Raw genomic sequence first — 20,249 nt, 5'->3', positions numbered from 1 at the left:
ACCAGTGATCGCGGACGATTCCACCTGCCACACTGCCAACCCATGACCCGCCGGCCCCTCCGATGACCGCTCCCCTGCTTTCGCAAGACACCAAACGCATCCTGTTGTGGATTGTCGTGGCCGCCGCGCTGTTCGCCGTGATCCTGGCGCTGGCACCGGTACTGACGCCATTCCTGGTGGCCTTCATCTTTTCGTACATCCTCAATCCCGGCGTGGACTGGCTGCAGCGCCGCCGGGTACCGCGCTTTATCGGCGTGGCGCTGATGATCGGCCTGCTGGGTGTGATCCTCGTGTTGCTGGCGCTGCTGCTGATCGCCGTGCTCCAGCGCGAGATTCCGCAGCTGCGCGAACAGGTGCCGCTACTGTTGCAGAAGCTCAACAGCGTGCTGGCGCCGAAGCTGGCCGACCTGGGCGTGCGCGTGCGATTCGACTTCCCGGGCCTGCGCCGCATGCTGCAGGACCGCTTCGCGGCCAGCCCCGAAGACCTGCTGCAGGTGCTGTTCAACTACGTCAAGGTGTCCGGTTCGGCACTGATGGAAGTGGCCGGGCTGCTGTTCATCGTGCCGATCCTGATGTTCTACCTGCTGATGGACTGGCACATGGTCATGCGCCGTATCGAGCGCCTGGTGCCGCGCCGCTGGGTGCCAAAGGTGCATGAACTGTCCGCCGAGACTGACGCCCTGCTGTCGCAGTACCTGCGCGGACAGATCCTGGTCATGGTGATCCTGGCCGCGATCTACTCGATCGGCCTGACCATCGCCGGCTTCGACGTGGGCATTCCGGTGGGCATCTTTACCGGCCTGGCCGTGTTCATCCCCTATATTGGCTTCGGCATTGGCCTGACACTGGCCATCGTGGCCGCGCTGCTGCAGTTTGGCAGCTGGTACGGCCTGGGCGCCGTGGCCGTGGTGTACGGCATCGGCCAGTTTGTGGAAAGCTTCTATCTGACGCCACGCCTGGTAGGCGAGCGCATCGGGTTGCATCCGCTGGTGGTGATTTTCGCGCTACTTGCATTTGGGCAACTGTTCGGCTTCTTCGGTGTGCTGCTGGCGCTGCCAACCTGTGCCGTGCTGCTGGTCGGCGCCCGGCAGTTGCGCCGCGTTTACCTGGCTAGCGACCTGTACCGCCACTAATGTGGCGGACAAAAGAACGGGCTAAAGATCAGGCCAAGTACTGGATTCGTCATGTCATCGCGTCATAGTCATAAGCAGCTCTCGCTGGAACTGGGCAGCCCACCGCCTTCCACGTTCGAGAATTTCTTCGTGGCCGCCAACCGCGAGCCCGTGCAGCGGCTGCGCGAACTGCCGGGCCTGCTGGCACGCGAGCAGGCCAACGACCGCCTGATCTACCTGTGGGGCGAAGTCGGCTCGGGCCGTACGCACCTGCTGCATGCCGTCTGCGATGCCGCATTCCACACCGGCCTGAACTGCCGCTACCTGAGCCCGCATCACGCGTTGTCCGATTTCATCTTCGACCCGTCATGCCAGCTCTATACCGTGGACGACGTGGAATTGCTCGATGAAGCGCGCCAGATTGCCGTGTTCTCGCTCTATAACGAAGTTCGCGCGCACGTGCGCTGCGCGCTGGTGGTGGCCGGCGGACTGGCGCCGCGTGTCATGCCGATACGTGAAGACCTGCGCACTCGGCTGGGCTGGGGGCTGGTCTACCAGCTGCAGTCACTGTCCGACGAAGACAAGATGGCCGCGCTGGTCCAGGCCGCCCGCGAGCGCGGACTGCAGCTGTCACCGGAGATCCCGCACTGGCTTGTCACCCGTCACTATCGCGACATGCCCAGCCTGATGGCATTGCTTGATGCGTTGGACATGTATTCGCTGGAACGCAAGCGCGCGGTAACGCTGCCACTGCTGCGCGAGATGTTTGCCGAGTTCCGCGAGTAGCCCCTATCTGAAGGAGCTGGCATGAAATCCGCTCCGCTTCATCCGGGCCAACCGACCGCCCGTTGCACCTTAATGTAAAATCGCGCCCCATGAATCTGGCACTGTTTGACCTCGACCACACCCTGATCCCGACCGATAGCGACCACGAATGGGGGCGCTTCCTGGTCCGCCTTGGCGTTGTCGACGAGGAATCGTATCGTCGCAAGAACGACGAGTTCTATAGCCAATACAAGGCTGGCACGCTCGATATCGAGGCGTTCCTGCGCTTTGCATTGGCCCCGTTGGCCGCCAATCCGCGCGACCGGCTGGACCAATGGCGCGTGCGCTTCATGCACGAAGTCATCGAGCCGGTCATGACGCCGCAAGCCAGGGCGCTGGTCTACAAGCACCTGGAAGCCGGCGACCTGTGCGCGGTGGTGACCGCCACCAACAGCTTCGTGACGGCGCCGATTGCCCAGGCTTTCGGCATCAAGCACCTGATCGCGACCGAACCCGCGACGATCGACGGCAAACCCGACAGCGCGTTCACCGGCGACGTGGCCGGTGTGCCGAGCTTCCGCGAAGGCAAGATCACGCGTGTGGATAGCTGGCTCAAGAGCCTGGGCGCCAAGTGGGAAGACTTTGGCACCACCACGTTCTACAGCGACTCGGCCAACGACCTGCCACTGCTCGAGAAAGTCAGCGAGCCGGTAGCCGCCAACCCCGACGACCGCCTGCGCAACCACGCTGCCGCGGCCGGCTGGCGCATCATGGACCTGTTCTGACGTGATCAAGAAGCTCATCAACCGGCTGCTCGGCAAGCCGGGCCCCAAGCAGCGCCGCACTGGCCGGGCCCACACCCCACGCGTGGTAGGCGTGGAAGAACATCGGATCGATCCGACGCTGATCTCGCGCAACGCGGTCAAGGTCACCGCCACGCTGCAGCAGGCCGGTTACCAGGCCTTCATCGTCGGCGGCGCGGTGCGCGACCTGCTGCTCGGCATCAAGCCGAAGGATTTCGACGTGGCCACCAATGCCACGCCAGAGCAGGTGCAGGCCCTGTTCCGCCGCTCGCGCATCATCGGACGACGCTTCCAGATCGTGCACGTGACGTTCTACGGCGGACGCGAGCAGGAAATCATCGAAGTCTCGACCTTCCGCGCGCTGGTTGACGCCGTGGCCAGCGAAACGCTGCCCGAAGGCCGCCGCCTGAAGCGCGCCGAGCTCGACAGCAAGACCCACGCGATCGATGCCAGCGGCCGTGTGCTGCGCGACAACGTATGGGGCTCGCAGGCCGAAGACGCGGAACGCCGCGACTTCACGATCAACGCGATGTACTACGATCCGGCCGCCCAGACCGTGCATGACTACCATCACGGCATGGAAGACATCCGCGCACGCACGTTGCGCATGATCGGCGATCCGGTCACGCGCTACCGTGAAGACCCGGTGCGCATGCTGCGCGTGGTGCGCTTCGCGGCCAAGACCGGCTTTGGTATCGACGAACAGACACGCGTGCCCATCAGTGAACTGGCGCCGCTGATCCACAACGTGCCAAGCGCGCGCCTGTTCGACGAAATGCTCAAGCTGCTGATGTCGGGCCACGCGTGGGCGTCGCTGCAGGAACTGCGCAAGGCCGGCCTGCACAAGGGCCTGCTGCCGCTGCTCGACGTGGCCATCGAACAGCCGATGGGCCAGCGCTTCGTGCAACTGGCGCTGGACAATACCGATCGCCGCGTCCAGGCCGGCAAGCCGGTATCACCCGGCTTCCTGTTTGCATCGCTGCTATGGCATCACGTGCTGCAGCGCTGGACCAAGCTGCGCGAAGGCGGCGAGCACCCGATTGCCGCGCTCAATACGGCAATGGACATGGTGCTCGAGAAGCAGACCGGCCAGTTGGCCATCCAGCGCCGTTTTGTCACCGACATGCGCGATATCTGGGGCATGCAGCCGCGTTTCGAAAAGCGCACCGGCCGTATGCCGTTCCGCCTGCTGGAATCACCGCGCTTCCGGGCCGGCTACGATTTCCTGCAACTGCGTTGCGAAGCCGGCGAACAGCCTGCCGAGCTGGGCCAATGGTGGACCGACTTCCAGAATTCCCCGCCCGACGAGCGCGAAGCGCTGATCGATGCCGTGCGCCCCGCGCGCGGCAAGGGTGGCAAGGGCGCCAAGGCTGGCAAGGCCGCCCGGGGTGACGATGGCGGCGGCCAGGATGGTGCGGACGGCACCGACGACCAGGCCGACCAGGGTGGCGAGCACGGTGGCGACGAGGGCGGCAGCGAAGCCCCGGTGCGCAAAAGGCGCCGTCGGCGCGGTCCGCGGAAATCAGATACAGTGTCTTCCCGCAGCGAGGCAGATTCGGCCGAAGGCCAACCGCAGCCGGAATCCCGCCGCGCCCAGCCGGAGGAATAACATGACGCTCGCCTTCATCGGCATCGGCGCCAATCTTGGCGATGCGCGCCAGGCTTTGAAAGACGCCATTGTGTGCCTGGCCCAGCAGGTCGGCATCACGGTGGTTGCCAGGTCTTCGTTCTATCGCACGGCACCGGTCGATGCCACGGGTAACGACTATGTCAACGCGGTGGTGAAGGTGGAAACGCCATTTACCGCGGCGCAGCTGCTGCGTATCTGTCACCACATCGAAGACCAGTTTGGCCGCGAGCGGCCCTTTCACAACGCCCCGCGCACGCTGGACCTGGACCTGTTGCTGTTTGGTGGCGAGTCGATCAATTCCGAAGTCCTGACGGTGCCGCACCCGCGCATCACCGAACGCGCGTTTGTGCTGGTGCCGCTGGTGGAGCTGGACGCCCTGCTGGAAATCCCGGGCCGGGGCCGCGCGGCCGATCATCTGCCCGGGGTACAGAACCAGCGCATCGAAAAGCTTTCCTCATGCAAGTGCACACGCCTGCAGGAAGGCGGCTCGCAGGCGTGAGCGCGCGGAGCATCTGATCCATGCTCGACCACCTGCGCCGTATCGTCGTCGAAGGCCCGATCGGATCGGGCAAGACATCGCTGGCGCAGCGTCTGGCGCAAACGCTGCGCGCTGGCGAACTGCCCGACGGCGTGCGCCACAATCCCTTCCTCGAACGCTTCTATCGCGAACCACAGCGGTATGCGCTGCCGATGCAGCTGGCCTGCCTGAACCAGCGCGCGGCGCAGCTTCGCCAATGGCATGCGGCAATGCTCGCCGGCCATCGCATGATCACCAATTTCCTGTACGCGCGAGACCGGCTGTATGCGTCGCTGACACTCGAAGCGGACGAGCTTGCGCTCTACGATGCGCTGGCTGCGCAGCTCGAGGTGCCGACACAGCGCGTGGATCTTGTCATCATGCTGCAGGCCACCCCGTCGCTGCTGCGCGAACGCATCCTGCGGCGCGGCCTGCCAGGTGAAACCGGCATTGACGAGGCGTACCTGCAGCAGCTGCACGATGCCTACGGCGAGCTGTTCCATCGCTACGACGACGCACCGGTATTGTTCGTCGATACCGCCCACTTCAATCCGGTGGACAACGACGTTGATTTCCGTACACTACTGACGCGCATCGAGAACATGCGGGGCCGCAAGGCCTTCCTGAATCTCGCGGCGTCCTGAGTTGCTGCGTACAAGCGCCTAAGGCCCCGGGCAGCATCACACGATAACGACAACGGCCGCCGCCGAAGCTTTTCGTGCGAACAACGGCCGCCACTCCTACGGGCACTGCCATGAGTTACCTTCTCGACCCCTCCCGCAAGACCGTCACCATTCCCAAGCTGCAGGCCATGCGCGACGCAGGCGAACGCATCGTCATGCTGACCGCATATGATTCGAGCTTCGCCGCACTGCTCGATTTCTGCGGCGTCGAAATGATCCTGGTGGGCGATTCGCTCGGCAACGTGATGCAAGGCCAGCAGACCACGCTGCCCGTCACGCTCGAACACATGGCCTATCACACCGAATGCGTCGCGCGCGGCAACCAGACCGCGCTGCTGGTGGCTGACCTGCCGTTCGGTACCTACCCCACCCCCGAGAAGGCCTTCGAAAGCGCCGCCACGCTGATGCGCGCCGGCGCGCAAATGGTCAAGCTCGAAGGCGGCGAATGGTTGGTGCCCATCGTGAAGTTCCTGGTGGAGCGCAGCATTCCGGTGTGTGCGCATATCGGACTGACACCGCAGTCGGTGCATGCGTTCGGTGGCTTCAAGGTACAGGGCAAGACCGAAGCCGGTGCGGCGCAACTCAAGCGCGATGCACAGGCACTGCAGCAGGCTGGCGCGCAGGTGATCCTGATGGAAGCGGTACCCGCGAAGCTGGCCGGCGAAGTCACCGCACTACTGACCGTGCCGACCATCGGCATCGGCGCCGGCGTCGACTGCACGGGCCAGGTGCTGGTGCTGCAGGACATGCTCAATATCTACCCGGGCCGCAAAGCCAAGTTCGTGCGCAACTTCATGGAAGGCCAAACCTCGATCGAGGCCGCCGTACGCGCGTATGTGGCAGCAGTAAAGGACGGTAGTTTCCCAGCCGTGGAGCATACGTTTTCGGCTTGAGGGTCTGGCTTGACTACCTGTTTTGCTCCCCTCTCCCGCAAGGCGGGAGAGGGGTTGGGGGAGAGGGCAATGCGGTTCAATTTGCCGATGTCGCGTCTTGATGCGCTGGCCCTCTCCCCCGCCCCTCTCCCGCATGCGGGAGAGGGGCGCAAACCCTCAGCATTAGCTAGCGCAACTCCGCTTGCATCGTCCCGCGCAACGCGTTCGCGACAACAATCGCTTCGGCTTGCAGCACCATTGCCCGCGTGACAACGGTCTCGCTGACAGGCCCGTCGACCAGCGCATCGCCCTCTTCCAGCACTACCGCACGCATGACACCTGGCAGGATGTCCGCCGATAACGGCGGTGTCAGCCATTGGCCATTTACCCTGACGAACACCGAGCTGCGACCACCTTCAAGTAGTTGATCGCGCGTGTTGAAGAACAGGCGATCAAACGCACCCGCACGCACTGCGGCTTGCCAGCCCTGGTCGAACGTATCGCGCGCACTAAGCTTGTGACGGCGCAGCGGGTCGGCTACGGCCAAGCGTTCCTCGGCAAGCTCGACGCCCACCACCGGTTCGTCCAATGGCACCAGCACGCCGCTGGTAAATTCCAGCGCGCCGCGTTTATCGACACTCATGCGCAGGCGCCAGTCGCCATCGCCCAGGCGGGCGGCTTCAGCCTGTAGCGCCGCGCGTGTGGCGGGCAGATCCAATGCAAACCCAAACGCCCGTGACGAAGCGGCGAGGCGTTGCAGATGTCGTTCGCGATGCAGTACCACACCGTCGCACGCGCGCATGGTCTCGAACAATGTGAAGCCCGGATCGTGCGCGGTAAGAAAGCGTGCCTTCCAGCCGCACTCGGCGAATTCATCGTCGGCGATGCTGTCATGCACGATGCCGCCCCCGACCCCCATTTCCCCATGGCGCAATCCGTTCTCCGCGGCGCCCAGCACCAGCGTTCGGATCGCCACGGACAGACCGAAGGGGCCGAGCTGCGCGCCATCGCCGGGCGCGTCGAGCCAGCCGATCGAACCCGTATAGAGCCCGCGTGGCGCCGTCTCCAGCTCGGCGATGATCTGCATCGTGCGGCGTTTGGGTGCGCCGGTGATGGAGCCGCAGGGAAACAAGGCCTGCATCAGCGCGCCGAACGATGTCGCTGGCTGGGTCGTGGCCGTGACCGTCGAAGTCATCTGCAACACGCGCCCAAACGGTTCGACCACGAAACGCTCGGGCACCGTCACGCTGCCTGGTATCGCTACGCGGCCCAGGTCATTGCGCAGTAGGTCGACGATCATCACGTTCTCGGCGCGATTCTTGGCATCGGCCGCCAGCATCTTCGCGGCGCGCGCGTCCTGCGCCGCGTCGCCCGAACGCGGCGCGGTTCCCTTCATTGGACGCGCCACCAATTGTCCCTGGCCATCATGCGCGACGAACAATTCCGGTGACAGTGACAGCACCCAGCCATCGCCAGGCAGTTGCGCGAGTACCCCGAACGGTACTGGCTGCGCATTGCGCAATGCCGCGTAGAGCGTTACCGGATCACCGAACGCATCGAAACGCAGCCGCTGCGTGAAGTTGACCTGATAGGTATCGCCAGCCTCGATATAGTCGTGAATGCGCCGGATGGCATCCACATACTCCAGGCGCGACAGATTGCCGGTGACATCGAGCAAGCCCGCGGGACCGGGCAACGCGCGTGCATCGATCCACGCGCTCACCTGACCGGCATCGAGCATCGTCAATGTACGGAACCACATCAGATGCAGCGTACCGTCATGGAATGGCAGTGCGTCGTCGACATGCACCGGTGCGCCGACTATCGATCCGCCAAACTCGTACGGGGCAAACATGGCCGCATGCAGGCCTTCGCGCCAACCGTTTGCCAGCAAGGTGTCGAGCGCCGTCGCGTCCGCTCCGGCGGGCACCACATCTTCGCGCGCGTAACCGGTGTAGAGGCGCGATGCGGCAACGCCCGGCGCATGGGCGTCGTCGAGCAGGACGAATGGTTCTTGGGATCTGGGCACTTGATGCATGCGTGGTTGGCAGGTCGAACGCTTTCAGCACCTACCATACATAAAAAAAACGGCTACGTTATCCCCGTAGCCGTTTTCAGTTTCCCTGTGCGCGAAATCAGCTGAAGAAACTCTTCACCTTGTCGAGCCAGGATTGCTCCTGCGGGCTGTGGCGCGATCCGCCTTCATGCACCGAGCGGTCGAACTCGCGCAGCATGTCTTTCTGCGCGTCGGTCAGCTTCACCGGCGTCTCCACGTTCACATGAACATAGAGGTCGCCCGGATAGCCCGAGCGCACACCCTTGATGCCCTTGCCACGCAGCCGGAACGTCTTGCCGGCCTGCGTGCCTTCAGGCACCGGGAAGCTCGCCTTGCCGCCCAGCGTCGGCACTTCGAGTTCGCCGCCCAGCGCCGCGGTGGCAAACGAAATCGGCATCTGGCAGTGCAGGTCGTCGCCGTCGCGCTCGAACACCTCGTGCTGCTTGATGTGCACCTCGACGTAGAGGTCGCCCGGAGGTCCGCCATTGATACCCGGCTCGCCATTGCCCGACGAACGGATCCGCATGCCCTCGTCGATACCGGCCGGGATCTTCACTTCGAGTGTCTTCTGCGACTTGATCTTGCCCTGGCCGTGGCACTTGGTACATGGCTTCGGGATGAACTTGCCGCTGCCGTGGCACTTCGGGCAGGTCTGCTGCATCGTGAAGAAACCCTGCGACACACGCACCTGGCCCACGCCGTTACAGGTCGGGCAGGTTTCCACCGACGAACCGGGTTCTGCGCCATTGCCGTGGCAGTGCTCGCAATTGTCCCAGTGCGGTACGCGGATCTGCGCCTCGTGGCCGTGTGCGGCCTGCTCCAGCGAGATTTCCATGCTGTAGCGCAGGTCGGCGCCACGGTAGGCTTGCGGGCCGTTGCCACGACGTCCACCGCCGGCCTGCTGGCCAAAGATGTCGCCGAAGATGTCGCCGAATGCCTCGGCAAACCCGCCACCGCCAAAACCGCCGGCACCGAAGCCGCCAGCCATGTTGGGATCCACGCCCGCGTGGCCGTACTGATCGTAGGCAGCCTTCTTCTCGGGGTCGGAAAGCATCTCGTATGCTTCCTTGACCTCCTTGAATTTTTCCTCGGCTTCCTTGTTGTCCGGATTGCGGTCCGGGTGGTACTTCATCGCGAGCTTGCGATAAACCTTCTTGATCTCGTCGTCGGTCGCGTTCTTGCCTACCCCGAGCACTTCGTAGTAGTCACGTTTTGCCATGGTGGCTCATACCTGATTGGCCCGGCGGGTCATATGACACCCGCCGCGCGATAAGCAAAAAAGCCGAGCGCGGTGTCCGACCCTGGTTTTCACCGTCAGTCAGACCACCGTCGCCCGGCGTCGGGAACGGGTAGCGGCGCCGGCATCACCTGCGCCGCTACCCCCCTTCCCGCTTACTTCTTGTCGTTGACTTCCTTGAACTCGGCGTCCACGACGTTGTCATCCTGCGGCTGGGCCTGCTGCTGGCCACCGGCTGCGCCGGCCGCACCCGCGGCACCGGCCTCACCAGCCTTGGCCTGCATGTCGGCGTAGACCTTCTCGCCCAGCTTCTGGCTGACTTCGGACAGCGCATTGACCTTGGCATCGATCTCGGTCTTGTCGCCGCCGCGTGCGGCGTCTTCCAGTTCCTTGATCGCTGCTTCGATCTTTTCCTTTTCGCCGGCCTCGAGCTTGTCACCATGCTCGGTAACCGCCTTGCGCGTCGAGTGGATCAGCGCATCGGCCTGGTTGCGGGCATCGGCCAGCTCGCGGGCCTTCTTGTCTTCCTCGGCGTTGGCCTCGGCGTCCTTGACCATGCGCTGGATCTCGTCTTCCGACAGACCCGAGTTCGCCTTGATCGTGATGCGGTTTTCCTTGCCGGTGGCCTTGTCCTTGGCGCCCACGTGCAGGATGCCGTTGGCGTCGATGTCAAACGAGACCTCGATCTGCGGCGTGCCGCGCGGCGACGGCGGAATGCCTTCCAGGTTGAACTCGCCCAGCAGCTTGTTGCCGGTGGCCATCTCGCGCTCACCCTGGAACACCTTGATCGTCACGGCCGGCTGGTTGTCGTCGGCGGTCGAGAAGACCTGGGCGTGCTTGGTCGGGATGGTCGTGTTCTTGTTGATCATCTTGGTCATCACGCCACCCAGCGTCTCGATGCCCAGCGACAGCGGCGTCACGTCCAGCAGCAGCACGTCGGTACGGTCGCCCGACAGCACCGAACCCTGGATCGCGGCACCCACGGCCACGGCTTCGTCAGGGTTCACGTCCTTGCGCGCTTCCTTGCCGAAGAACTCGCGGACCTGCTCCTGCACCTTGGGCATGCGGGTCATGCCGCCCACCAGGATCACGTCGTCGATATCGCTGACCTTGACGCCGGCGTCCTTGATCGCGGTGCGGCACGGTTCGATCGTGCGCGTGATCAGCTCTTCCACCAGCGCTTCCAGCTTGGCGCGCGTGATCTTCAGGTTCAAGTGCTTCGGACCCGAGGCATCGGCCGTGATGTACGGCAGGTTGATCTCGGTCTGCTGCGAGCTCGACAGTTCGATCTTGGCCTTTTCAGCGGCTTCCTTCAGGCGCTGCAGGGCCAGCACGTCCTTCGACAGGTCGACGCCCTGTTCCTTCTTGAACTCGCCGATGATGTAGTCGATGATGCGCTGGTCGAAGTCTTCGCCGCCCAGGAACGTATCGCCGTTGGTCGACAGCACTTCGAACTGCTTCTCGCCATCCACGTCGGCGATCTCGATGATCGAGATGTCGAACGTACCGCCGCCGAGGTCATACACGGCAATCTTGCGGTCGCCCTTCTCGTTCTTGTCCATGCCGAACGCCAGTGCGGCAGCGGTCGGTTCATTGATGATGCGCTTGACGTCCAGGCCGGCGATGCGGCCAGCGTCCTTGGTAGCCTGGCGCTGCGAGTCGTTGAAGTATGCCGGCACCGTGATCACGGCCTCGGTCACCGGCTCGCCCAGGTAGTCCTCGGCGGTCTTCTTCATCTTGCGCAGCACTTCGGCGGAAACCTGCGGCGGGGCCAGCTTCTGGTCGCGCACGCCAACCCAGGCGTCGCCGTTGTCGGCCTTGACGATCGAGTACGGCATCAGGCCGATGTCCTTCTGGACTTCCTTCTCTTCGAACTTGCGGCCGATCAGGCGCTTCACCGCGTACAGCGTGTTACGCGGATTGGTGACGGCCTGGCGCTTGGCCGGGGCGCCAACCAGGATCTCGCCATCTTCCATGTAGGCGATGATCGACGGCGTGGTGCGCGTGCCTTCCGAGTTCTCGATGACTTTCGGGGTGTTGCCTTCCAGAATGGAAACGCAGCTGTTGGTGGTACCGAGGTCGATACCGATGATCTTACCCATTGTGTTCTCTCCTATTGAGCCCTGTCTCTCATCAGGGACTGCAATTCATCCTGAGTGCGAAATGTGGCCGGACCGGGCCATTTCAAGGGTGTAATGTTCAATTCCGAGTAAATTTCTCGACTTCTGCCACCCCGCTCAGGCTTGCGTAAAAAGTTAATCTAACGTCACAAATCAGGACTGGCGTTCGCGCTGCCACAGTACGTCGCTGCCGCCGCCCGCCCGGTTCAGCGTGCGGGCCAGCACGAACATCAGGTCGGACAGCCGGTTCAGGTACTGGCGCGGGGCCTCGTTGAGCGCCTCCGCGGCACCCAGTTCCACCAGCGTGCGCTCGGCGCGGCGGCACACCACGCGGCAGATATGGGCCTGCGCCGCAGCACGGCTGCCGCCCGGCAGGATGAATTCGGCCAGCCGCGGCAGGCTGGCGTTGTAGTGCGCCAGCCAGTCGTCAAGCTGTACCACCTGGGGCGCCTTGAGCAGGGTGTAGCCCGGAATCGACAATTCGCCGCCCAGGTCGAACAGGTCATGCTGGATATGCAGCAGCGCGCCGCGCACGTCGGCCGGCAGGTCCGGCTCGGTCAGCAGCAGGCCGATGTGGGAGTTCAGCTCGTCCACATCACCGATGGCGTCGATGCGCAGGCTGTTCTTGCCTACCCGGCTGCCGTCGCCGAGGCCGGTGGTGCCGGCATCGCCGGTGCGCGTGGCAATCTTGGACAGGCGGTTGCCCATGCCGGTCTCCTTTGGAATCTGGTCAGGTCGCGGATCGCGAAGTGGCGCAATTATGGACTGCTTCACGCCGCTCATGGCCGCTAATCGGCCGTTGGCGACAAAAAGCCAGACCTTCAGGTGACGCGCACGGCGTGGGGCAGTCGTAGAATAGCGGCATTCGATTGCATACAGAGCCAGACGGCCCCGCCCGGAGACCCGCATGAACCACCCTACCCCTGCCGCCGCGCTGGCGCGTCGTCCGTTTCCGTCCGAGCTGGCCAATGCCCTGACCTCCCGCTTTGGCGAGCGCTTTTCCACCTCGAATGGCGTGCGCGAACATCATGGCCGCGACGAATCGCCGTTCCCGCCAGCCCTGCCCGATGCCGTGGTGTTTGCCCAGAGCACCGAGGAAGTGGCCGAACTTGCCAAGCTGTGCAACGCCCATGGCGTGCCGCTGATCGCGTACGGCGCGGGTTCGTCGCTGGAAGGCCATCTGCTGGCCGTGGCAGGCGGCGTCAGCCTTGACCTGTCACAAATGAACCGCGTACTGGCGGTGCATCCGGAGGACCTGACCGTCACGGTCCAGCCCGGCGTCACGCGCAAGCAGCTGAACCAGGAAATCAAGGATTCGGGCCTGTTCTTCCCGATCGATCCGGGCGCCGATGCATCGCTGGGCGGCATGTGCGCGACGCGTGCTTCGGGCACCAACGCCGTGCGCTACGGCACGATGCGCGAGAACGTGCTGGCGCTGACCGTGGTGACCGCCGATGGCCGCGTGATCCGCACCGGCACCCATGCACGCAAGTCCTCGGCCGGCTATGACCTGACGCGCCTGTTCGTGGGCAGCGAAGGCACGCTGGGCATCATCACCGAAGTCACGGTACGCCTGTATCCGCAGCCCGAAGCGATCTCGGCCGCCGTGTGCGCGTTCCCGAGCATGGGCGATGCCGTGCGCGCGACGATCCAGACCATCCAGCTTGGGATACCCGTGGCGCGCGTGGAATTTGTCGATGCGCTGGCCATTCGCGCGATCAACCGCCATGACAATCTGACGCTGCCGGAAACCCCGCACCTGTTCTTCGAATTCCACGGCACCGAGGCCGGCGTTCGCGAACAGGCCGAGACTGTGCAGGAAATCGCGGCCGACCACGGCGGCCAGGGCTTCGAATGGGCCACACGCCCCGAAGACCGGTCGCGTCTCTGGAACGCACGCCACACGGCCTACTTTGCGATGCTGCAACTGAAGCCGGGCTGCAAATCGGTCACCACCGATGTCTGCGTACCGATCTCGCGGCTGGCCGATTGCGTGACCGAAACCGAAAAGGATCTCAACGCATCGACGCTGCCGTGCCCGATCGTGGGCCATGTCGGCGACGGCAATTTCCACGTGGCAATCCTGGTCGACCCGGAGAATGCAGCGGAAATGGCCGAAGCCGAGGACATCAACCGCCGCATCGTGCAACGTGCGCTGGCGATGGGCGGCACCTGTACCGGCGAACACGGCGTGGGCCTGCACAAGATGGGCTTCCTGGTGCAGGAACATGGCGAGGATGCGCTCGACCTGATGCGGGCGATCAAGGACGCGCTCGATCCGAACCACATCCTGAATCCGGGCAAGATCTTCAACGCCACGCGCTGAAACCACCGCCATGGCATCGGTCTTCCAACGCGTTCCGCCCCTGCACCTGCTGATCGCCTTCGAATCGGCGGCGCGGCTGGGCAGCTTCGCGCGCGCCGCCGAGGAACTGTCGGTCACGCCCAGCGCGGTGTCGCACCGGATCAAGAACCTCGAGGAGTTGTGGGGCGAAGACCTGTTCGTGCGCTCGAACGCGGCGCTGCGCCTGACCGCGGCCGGCATGCGCTACCAGCGCAATGTGCAGGACGCGCTGAAGTCGCTCAATGAACTCGCGCGCCCCGAGTACAACAAGCTGCGCACGCGGCTGCGCGTGGCCATTCCGCCCACGTTCGGCCGCCAGCACCTGGTGCCGCGCCTGCCCGAGTTCAGCGCGCTATATCCCCATATCGACCTGGAATTGCACCTGGCCGTCCCGTTTCTCGATGTCAAGGCCGAAGACACCGATATCGAGATCCGCTACGGCACCGGCCGCTACCCGGACCTGAAGACCACCAGGCTGCTGGTGGAACCGGTGTTCCCGGCGTGCGGACGCGAATACTACGAGCGCGTCAACGGCTTCGCCATTACCAGGGCCGAAGACCTGCACAACCTGACGCTGCTGCGCAGCCCGCTGGAACCGTGGCGCCCATGGTTCGAGACGGCCGGCCTGGACTGGCCCGAGCCGCAGACCGGTGCACAGTTCAACGATATCGGGCTGATGCTCGAAGCCATCGTATCGAACCAGGGGGTCGGGCTGGTACGCCAGCGCATGGCGCGCCAGTGGCTGGCAGCCGGACAGATGGTGAAGCTGCTCGATATCGAATCGGTATCGCCGCACGGCTACTACATCGTCGAGCGCGAACACGCGCCGCTGTTGCCCGAGGCACGCTACTTCATCGACTGGCTGGTCGGGCTGGACTGGTAGCGCCAAAGCCACTAGGCTGGAATCGGCAACCATTGTCGGCACCCGCAGCGGGCACCGGCCGCGGCTTCCAGTGTTCTGGGTACTGGCACCCGGCATGAACCATTTTGATCGGGTTGCCATGCCGAATTCACGTGCGCGGCAGCGCGCCTGGCGGGATGCCTGCGCTATAGTCTGCCGTCCCGGCTGCATGCGCGAATCCGATGCGCGGCGGCTGGTCCGTCACAGGAGTTGCCATGAACGCCCCGCAAGACGCCCACACTGTTGCAGGTGAATCCGCCGAGACGCGCCGTGCCACGCTGCTGGCCGGACTCGCGCGCATCCTGCCCGAGTCCGCCGTACTGTGGAAGGCCGAAGACACGGTGCCTTACGAGTGCGATGGCCTGGCCGCGTACCGCCAGGTACCTGATGCCGTGGTGCTGCCCGATACCGAGGAACAGGTTTGCGCGGTACTGCGCCTGTGCCACAAGTTGGGCGTACCCGTGGTGCCGCGCGGTTCCGGCACCAGCCTGTCCGGTGGCGCCATGCCGGTTGCCGGCGGACTGGTGCTGTCGCTGGCCAAGTTCAAGCGCATCCTGTCGGTCGATCCCTATTCGCGCACGGCGGTGGTCCAGCCCGGCGTGCGCAACCTGGCCATCTCGGACGCCGCCGCGCCGCATAACCTCTACTACGCTCCCGACCCCTCGTCGCAGATCGCCTGCTCGATCGGCGGCAATGTGGCCGAGAATTCCGGCGGCGTGCACTGCCTCAAGTACGGTCTGACCGTGCACAACGTGCTGCGCGTGCGCGCGGTGACGATGGAGGGCGACGTGGTGGTGTTCGGCTCCGAGGCCCCCGACTCGCCGGGCCTGGACCTGCTGGCCACCGTCATCGGTTCCGAGGGCATGCTGGCCGTGGTCACCGAGGTTACGGTCAGGCTGATACCCAAACCGCAACTGGCGCAGGTCATCATGGCCAGCTTCGACGATGTGGAAAAAGGCGGCAACGCGGTGGCCGACGTGATCGCCGCGGGCATCATCCCGGCCGGCCTGGAAATGATGGACAAGCCTGCCACGGCCGCCGTGGAGGAGTTCGTCAAGGCGGGCTATGACCTCGACGCCGCCGCGATCCTGCTGTGCGAATCCGATGGCACGCCCGAGGAAGTGGCCGAGGAAATCGGCCGCATGAGCGAGGTACTGCGCGCGTCGGGCGCCACGCGTATCACGGTGTCGCAAAGCGAGGCCGAACGGCTGCGCTTCTGGAGCGGCCGCAAGAACGCGTTTCCGGCAGCGGGCCGCATCTCGCCCGACTACTACTGCATGGATGGCACGATTCCGCGCAAGCATATCGGCACGCTGCTCAAGCGCATCGAGCAGATGGAACAGAAGTACGGCTTGCGATGCATCAACGTGTTCCACGCTGGCGATGGCAACATGCACCCGCTGATCCTGTTCGATGGCGGCGATGTCGATGAATGGCATCGCGCCGAGCTGTTCGGCTCCGACATCCTGGAGACCTGTGTCGAACTCGGCGGAACCGTGACGGGCGAGCACGGCGTGGGCGTGGAAAAACTCAACTCGATGTGCGTGCAGTTCTCGCGCGCCGAGTGCGAGGCGTTCTTTGCCGTGAAGGCCGCGTTCGACCCTGCCAGGCTGCTCAATCCGGACAAGGCCATCCCCACGCTCGCACGCTGCGCCGAATACGGCAAGATGCACGTCAGGCGCGGACTGCTGCCGCATCCGGACCTGCCGCGGTTCTGATCGACGTACATGGCTGCGGGATGACGGCATACCGCTCTCCTGCACTCCACATCGTCCGACATGCCACAACGCAACCTTAACGCACTCAACCGCCAGCGCCTGGGCCAACCCGAATCGGGCTGGCGCCAGCGCTGGTACACGATCATCTTCGAGGCCGATACCCGCCAGGGCCGCCTGTTCGACGTAGCGCTGCTGATCGCCATCGTCGCCAGCGTGGCCGTGGTGATGCTCGACAGCATTCCGTCCATCCATGAACGGATGGGCCCGTTCTTCACGGTACTCGAATGGATGTTCACGCTGCTGTTCACGGCCGAGTACATCATGCGGCTCAGCGTGGTGAAGCGCCCGTTGCGCTATGCGTTCAGCTTCTATGGCGTGATCGATTTCATCTCGATCATGCCCACATGGGCGTCGTTCTTCGTACCAGAGCTGGCGTTCCTGATCGATGTGCGCCTGCTGCGGCTGATGCGGGTGTTCCGGATCCTGAAGCTGACCGTCTACTTCGAGGAAGCCGAGATCCTGGCACGCGCGCTGTCCAACAGCCGGCGCAAGATCTTCGTATTCCTGGGCACGGTATTCATCATCACGGTGATCCTCGGTACGGTGATGTATGTGGTGGAAGGCCCCGAACATGGCTTCACCAGCATTCCGCTCAGCATGTACTGGGCCATTGTCACGCTGACCACCACGGGCTTCGGCGACATCGTGCCCAAGACGCCCGTCGGGCAATTCATCACGTCGCTGACGATCCTGCTCGGCTACGGCATCATCGCGTTCCCCACCGGCATCGTCGGCGCGGAGCTGGCGGCCAGCATCATCAAGCGACCGCTGACGACGCGCAGTTGCGAGCACTGCCTGACCGAAGGCCACGAGCCCGATGCAAGGTTCTGCAAGCACTGCGGCACGGTGCTGCCCGAGTACCAGTCCGATTCACGGCTTGAAGGCGCACTAGACAACGCGCCGCCGCCACCGCGCAAACGCCCCTGAGACCGCTACTGTCTCCGCCCCGATTCCATAACACGACACGTCCTCATGCAAGCCACTCTCGACGCCTTTCGCGATGCGATCCGCCAAGCCGGCGACAGCCGCACGCCGCTGCGCCTGCGCGGCGGCGGCAGCAAGGATTTCTACGGCCAGGCGCTGGCTGGCAACGTACTCGATACGCGCGCCTATCGCGGCATCGTCGACTACGATCCTGCCGAGCTCGTGATCACCGCGCGCTGTGGCACACCGCTCGCCGAGATCGAGGACGCGCTGGCCGAGTGTCGCCAGTCGCTGGCGTTCGAGCCGCCGCACTTCGCCACGCGAGGCCAGGCCAGCACGGCCACGCTGGGCGGTGCCGTGGCGGCGGGGTTGTCGGGCCCGCGCCGGCAATCGGTGGGCGCATTGCGCGATTTCGTGCTCGGGGCGCAGTTGATGGACAGCCAGGGAGAGATTCTCAATTTCGGCGGACAGGTCATGAAGAACGTGGCCGGCTACGATGTCTCGCGCCTGCTGGCCGGGTCGCTCGGCACGCTGGGGCTGATCACCGAAGTCTCGCTGAAGGTACTGCCAGTGCCGTTCGACGATGCCACGCTGCGCTTCGCGATGAACCAGGCCGAGGCCATCGACCAGTTGAACAAGTGGGGCGGCAAACCACTGCCGATCGCGGCATCGGCATGGCATGACGGCGCGCTGCATGTACGGCTCAGCGGTGCCACGGCGGCGGTGTGTGCCGCACGCGACAGCCTCGGCGGCGAAGTCGTCGACAGCAGCCACGCACAGCAATTGTGGACCGCATTGCGAGAGCAGACGCATCCGTTTTTCTCACCGGCTCACGATGCCGGCCGTGCGCTGTGGCGCATTGCCGTACCAACGGTGACGGCGCCGCTCGACCTGCCCGGCGCGCAACTGGTGGAATGGGGCGGCGGCCAGCGCTGGTGGCTGGCTCCCGACGACAGCGCGGCCTCGGCCGACCAGGTGCGCGCCGCGGCGCAGGCCGCGGGCGGACATGCCACGCTGTTCCGCAATGGCGACAAGTCGGTGGGCGTGTTCACGCCCTTGTCGTCACCGCTGGCCGCGATCCACAAGCGGCTCAAGGACAAGTTCGATCCCGCCGGCATCTTCAATCCGCAGCGCATGTACAACGGGCTCTGATCCCCCGGTCAAACCAATATAACGATCCCCACCATGCAAACCACCCTGGCCGAATTCCTGCGCAATACGCCTGAAGGCGAAGAGGCAAAGTCGATCGTTGGCAACTGCGTGCATTGCGGCTTCTGCACCGCCACCTGCCCGACGTACCAGTTGCTGGGCGACGAGCTCGACGGTCCGCGTGGCCGCATCTACCTGATGAAGCAGGTGCTGGAAGGCAATCCGGTAACCGAAAGCACACGCCTGCATCTGGATCGCTGCCTGACCTGCCGCAACTGCGAGTCGACCTGCCCGTCGGGTGTCACGTATGGGCGGCTCGTCGACATTGGCCGGCAGATCGTCGATGACCGGCTGGCGGCGCAAGGCGTGCAGCGTCCCGCGCAGCAACGCATCAAGCGCTGGATGCTGCGCGAAGGCCTGACACGTCCGGCGCTGTTCGGCCCGGCACTGAAGCTTGGCCAGATCGTGCGTCCGCTGTTGCCGCAGGCCCTGCGCAACAAGGTGCCGGCCCATCCGACACCCCCTGGCACCTGGCCGCGCAACGAGCATCCGCGCAAGATGTTGTTGCTCGACGGGTGTGTCCAGCCGGCCATGTCGCCCAACATCAATGCCGCCACGGCACGCGTGTTCGACAAACTTGGCGTGCAACTGGTGGTGGCACGCGAGGCCGGCTGTTGTGGCGCAATCCGCTTCCACACCGGCGACCATGATGGCGGCCTCGACAATATGCGCGCCAATATCGATGCGTGGTGGCCCCATATCGAAGCCGGCGCGGAAGCCATCGTGATGACGGCATCGGGCTGCGGCGCGATGGTCAAGGACTATGGGCACCTGTTGCGCAACGATCCCAAGTACGCGGAGCGTGCGGCGCGCGTTTCGGCGCTGACCCGCGACCTGTCGGAACTGCTGCCCGACTTTGCCGACGATCTGCATCGCCTGGCCGGCGCCGTACCGCGCGATGGCCGGCGCGTGGCATGGCATCCGCCTTGCACGCTGCAACACGGCCAGCAGATCCGCGGCAAGGTGGAAGCACTGCTGACTCGGCTCGGCGTCGATGTACGGCTGTGCGCCGACAGCCATCTGTGCTGCGGATCGGCCGGCACGTACTCGGTGCTGCAACCGGAACTGTCCTACCGGCTGCGCGACGACAAGCTGGCCAAGCTGCAGGCCACCTCGCCCGATTCGATCGTCACTGCCAATATCGGCTGCATCACGCATCTGCAGAGCGGTACGGAAACCCCGGTGATGCACTGGGTGGAACTGGTGGACAGGATGCTGGCACCGGCAGTGGCCTTGGCGGCGTGAAGTTTGCTGTCTCCAACGGTTGTCTCCCCTCTCCCATGAAGTGGGAGAGGGGC

General features: G+C 64.5%; 17 protein-coding genes. 13 read left to right on the top strand and 4 right to left on the bottom strand.

The genetic code is table 11. The features are described 5' to 3' along the window. Nucleotides 1–62: 62 nt before the first annotated feature. The 7 genes from ACO550_RS09975 (at nt 63) to panB (ending at nt 6,403) form a co-directional block, all read left to right on the top strand. Nucleotides 63–1,133 (top strand): AI-2E family transporter, encoded by a 1,071-nt coding sequence (locus ACO550_RS09975; protein WP_315598435.1) that lies wholly within the window; start codon nt 63–65, stop codon nt 1,131–1,133. A gap of 51 nt (nt 1,134–1,184) precedes the next feature. Continuing rightward, nucleotides 1,185–1,898: a DnaA regulatory inactivator Hda gene (gene hda, locus ACO550_RS09970; protein WP_315598434.1), complete on the top strand. Its 714-nt coding sequence runs from the start codon at nt 1,185–1,187 to the stop codon at nt 1,896–1,898. A gap of 89 nt (nt 1,899–1,987) precedes the next feature. After that, complete coding sequence (locus tag ACO550_RS09965) at nt 1,988–2,662, top strand: histidinol-phosphatase (RefSeq protein ID WP_315598433.1); 675 nt, start codon at nt 1,988–1,990, stop codon at nt 2,660–2,662. Between the two features lies 1 nt (nt 2,663). Beyond that, nucleotides 2,664–4,289 (top strand): polynucleotide adenylyltransferase PcnB, encoded by a 1,626-nt coding sequence (pcnB, locus tag ACO550_RS09960; protein ID WP_315598432.1) that lies wholly within the window; start codon nt 2,664–2,666, stop codon nt 4,287–4,289. Between the two features lies 1 nt (nt 4,290). After that, nucleotides 4,291–4,809 (top strand): 2-amino-4-hydroxy-6-hydroxymethyldihydropteridine diphosphokinase, encoded by a 519-nt coding sequence (gene folK, locus ACO550_RS09955; RefSeq protein ID WP_315598431.1) that lies wholly within the window; start codon nt 4,291–4,293, stop codon nt 4,807–4,809. Between the two features lie 20 nt (nt 4,810–4,829). Next, a complete protein-coding gene (locus ACO550_RS09950) occupies nt 4,830–5,471 on the top strand; it encodes a deoxynucleoside kinase (RefSeq protein WP_315598430.1) in 642 nt (213 codons plus the stop codon). A 110-nt stretch (nt 5,472–5,581) separates the two neighbouring features. Then, nucleotides 5,582–6,403, top strand: a complete 822-nt coding sequence (gene panB, locus ACO550_RS09945) for a 3-methyl-2-oxobutanoate hydroxymethyltransferase (RefSeq protein ID WP_315598429.1) — start codon at nt 5,582–5,584, stop codon at nt 6,401–6,403. A 166-nt stretch (nt 6,404–6,569) separates the two neighbouring features. Here panB and ACO550_RS09940 read toward each other — a convergent pair whose 3' ends face one another. The 4 genes from ACO550_RS09940 to ACO550_RS09925 form a co-directional block, all read right to left on the bottom strand. Continuing rightward, nucleotides 6,570–8,420 (bottom strand): chorismate-binding protein, encoded by a 1,851-nt coding sequence (locus ACO550_RS09940; protein WP_315598428.1) that lies wholly within the window; start codon nt 8,418–8,420, stop codon nt 6,570–6,572. 97 nt (nt 8,421–8,517) lie between these two features. After that, a complete protein-coding gene (gene dnaJ, locus ACO550_RS09935; RefSeq protein WP_315598427.1) occupies nt 8,518–9,657 on the bottom strand; it encodes a molecular chaperone DnaJ in 1,140 nt (379 codons plus the stop codon). A 173-nt stretch (nt 9,658–9,830) separates the two neighbouring features. Next, a complete protein-coding gene (dnaK, locus tag ACO550_RS09930) occupies nt 9,831–11,777 on the bottom strand; it encodes a molecular chaperone DnaK (RefSeq protein WP_315598426.1) in 1,947 nt (648 codons plus the stop codon). Nucleotides 11,778–11,948: 171 nt separating this feature from the next. After that, nucleotides 11,949–12,503: a cob(I)yrinic acid a,c-diamide adenosyltransferase gene (locus ACO550_RS09925; protein ID WP_315598425.1), complete on the bottom strand. Its 555-nt coding sequence runs from the start codon at nt 12,501–12,503 to the stop codon at nt 11,949–11,951. Nucleotides 12,504–12,702: 199 nt separating this feature from the next. On the opposite strand from ACO550_RS09925, the gene ACO550_RS09920 reads away from it, so the two are divergent. The 6 genes from ACO550_RS09920 (at nt 12,703) to glcF (ending at nt 20,196) form a co-directional block, all read left to right on the top strand. Next, complete coding sequence (locus ACO550_RS09920; RefSeq protein WP_315598424.1) at nt 12,703–14,121, top strand: FAD-binding oxidoreductase; 1,419 nt, start codon at nt 12,703–12,705, stop codon at nt 14,119–14,121. A gap of 10 nt (nt 14,122–14,131) precedes the next feature. Beyond that, on the top strand, nt 14,132–15,022 hold the full coding sequence (locus ACO550_RS09915; RefSeq protein WP_315598423.1) for a LysR substrate-binding domain-containing protein: 891 nt from the start codon (nt 14,132–14,134) through the stop codon (nt 15,020–15,022). Between the two features lie 233 nt (nt 15,023–15,255). Next, on the top strand, nt 15,256–16,758 hold the full coding sequence (locus tag ACO550_RS09910) for an FAD-linked oxidase C-terminal domain-containing protein (RefSeq protein ID WP_315598422.1): 1,503 nt from the start codon (nt 15,256–15,258) through the stop codon (nt 16,756–16,758). 60 nt (nt 16,759–16,818) lie between these two features. Then, entirely contained in the window at nt 16,819–17,745 is a 927-nt protein-coding gene (locus tag ACO550_RS09905; protein WP_315598421.1) for an ion transporter, read from the top strand. 45 nt (nt 17,746–17,790) lie between these two features. Further along, complete coding sequence (gene glcE, locus ACO550_RS09900; RefSeq protein WP_315598420.1) at nt 17,791–18,894, top strand: glycolate oxidase subunit GlcE; 1,104 nt, start codon at nt 17,791–17,793, stop codon at nt 18,892–18,894. Nucleotides 18,895–18,927: 33 nt separating this feature from the next. Further along, complete coding sequence (gene glcF / locus ACO550_RS09895) at nt 18,928–20,196, top strand: glycolate oxidase subunit GlcF (RefSeq protein ID WP_315598419.1); 1,269 nt, start codon at nt 18,928–18,930, stop codon at nt 20,194–20,196. Nucleotides 20,197–20,249 lie beyond the last annotated feature (53 nt).

Source organism: Cupriavidus sp. (genome assembly GCF_057315035.1).
The sequence above is the reverse complement of the archived record's forward strand: the minus strand, read 5'-3'. Positions and strand labels throughout refer to the sequence as shown.

Bases quoted from the DNA above. Each gene is read 5' to 3' on its own strand.
- ACO550_RS09910 (WP_315598422.1), top strand. From the start codon at position 15,256: ATGAACGCCCCGCAAGACGCCCACACTGTTGCAGGTGAATCCGCCGAG.
- ACO550_RS09920 (WP_315598424.1), top strand. From the start codon at position 12,703: ATGAACCACCCTACCCCTGCCGCCGCGCTGGCGCGTCGTCCGTTTCCG.
- folK (WP_315598431.1), top strand. From the start codon at position 4,291: ATGACGCTCGCCTTCATCGGCATCGGCGCCAATCTTGGCGATGCGCGC.
- ACO550_RS09975 (WP_315598435.1), top strand. From the start codon at position 63: ATGACCGCTCCCCTGCTTTCGCAAGACACCAAACGCATCCTGTTGTGG.
- panB (WP_315598429.1), top strand. From the start codon at position 5,582: ATGAGTTACCTTCTCGACCCCTCCCGCAAGACCGTCACCATTCCCAAG.
- ACO550_RS09950 (WP_315598430.1), top strand. From the start codon at position 4,830: ATGCTCGACCACCTGCGCCGTATCGTCGTCGAAGGCCCGATCGGATCG.
- ACO550_RS09940 (WP_315598428.1), bottom strand. From the start codon at position 8,420: ATGCATCAAGTGCCCAGATCCCAAGAACCATTCGTCCTGCTCGACGAC.
- ACO550_RS09905 (WP_315598421.1), top strand. From the start codon at position 16,819: ATGCCACAACGCAACCTTAACGCACTCAACCGCCAGCGCCTGGGCCAA.
- dnaK (WP_315598426.1), bottom strand. From the start codon at position 11,777: ATGGGTAAGATCATCGGTATCGACCTCGGTACCACCAACAGCTGCGTT.
- ACO550_RS09965 (WP_315598433.1), top strand. From the start codon at position 1,988: ATGAATCTGGCACTGTTTGACCTCGACCACACCCTGATCCCGACCGAT.
- dnaJ (WP_315598427.1), bottom strand. From the start codon at position 9,657: ATGGCAAAACGTGACTACTACGAAGTGCTCGGGGTAGGCAAGAACGCG.
- glcF (WP_315598419.1), top strand. From the start codon at position 18,928: ATGCAAACCACCCTGGCCGAATTCCTGCGCAATACGCCTGAAGGCGAA.
- ACO550_RS09925 (WP_315598425.1), bottom strand. From the start codon at position 12,503: ATGGGCAACCGCCTGTCCAAGATTGCCACGCGCACCGGCGATGCCGGC.
- hda (WP_315598434.1), top strand. From the start codon at position 1,185: ATGTCATCGCGTCATAGTCATAAGCAGCTCTCGCTGGAACTGGGCAGC.
- glcE (WP_315598420.1), top strand. From the start codon at position 17,791: ATGCAAGCCACTCTCGACGCCTTTCGCGATGCGATCCGCCAAGCCGGC.
- ACO550_RS09915 (WP_315598423.1), top strand. From the start codon at position 14,132: ATGGCATCGGTCTTCCAACGCGTTCCGCCCCTGCACCTGCTGATCGCC.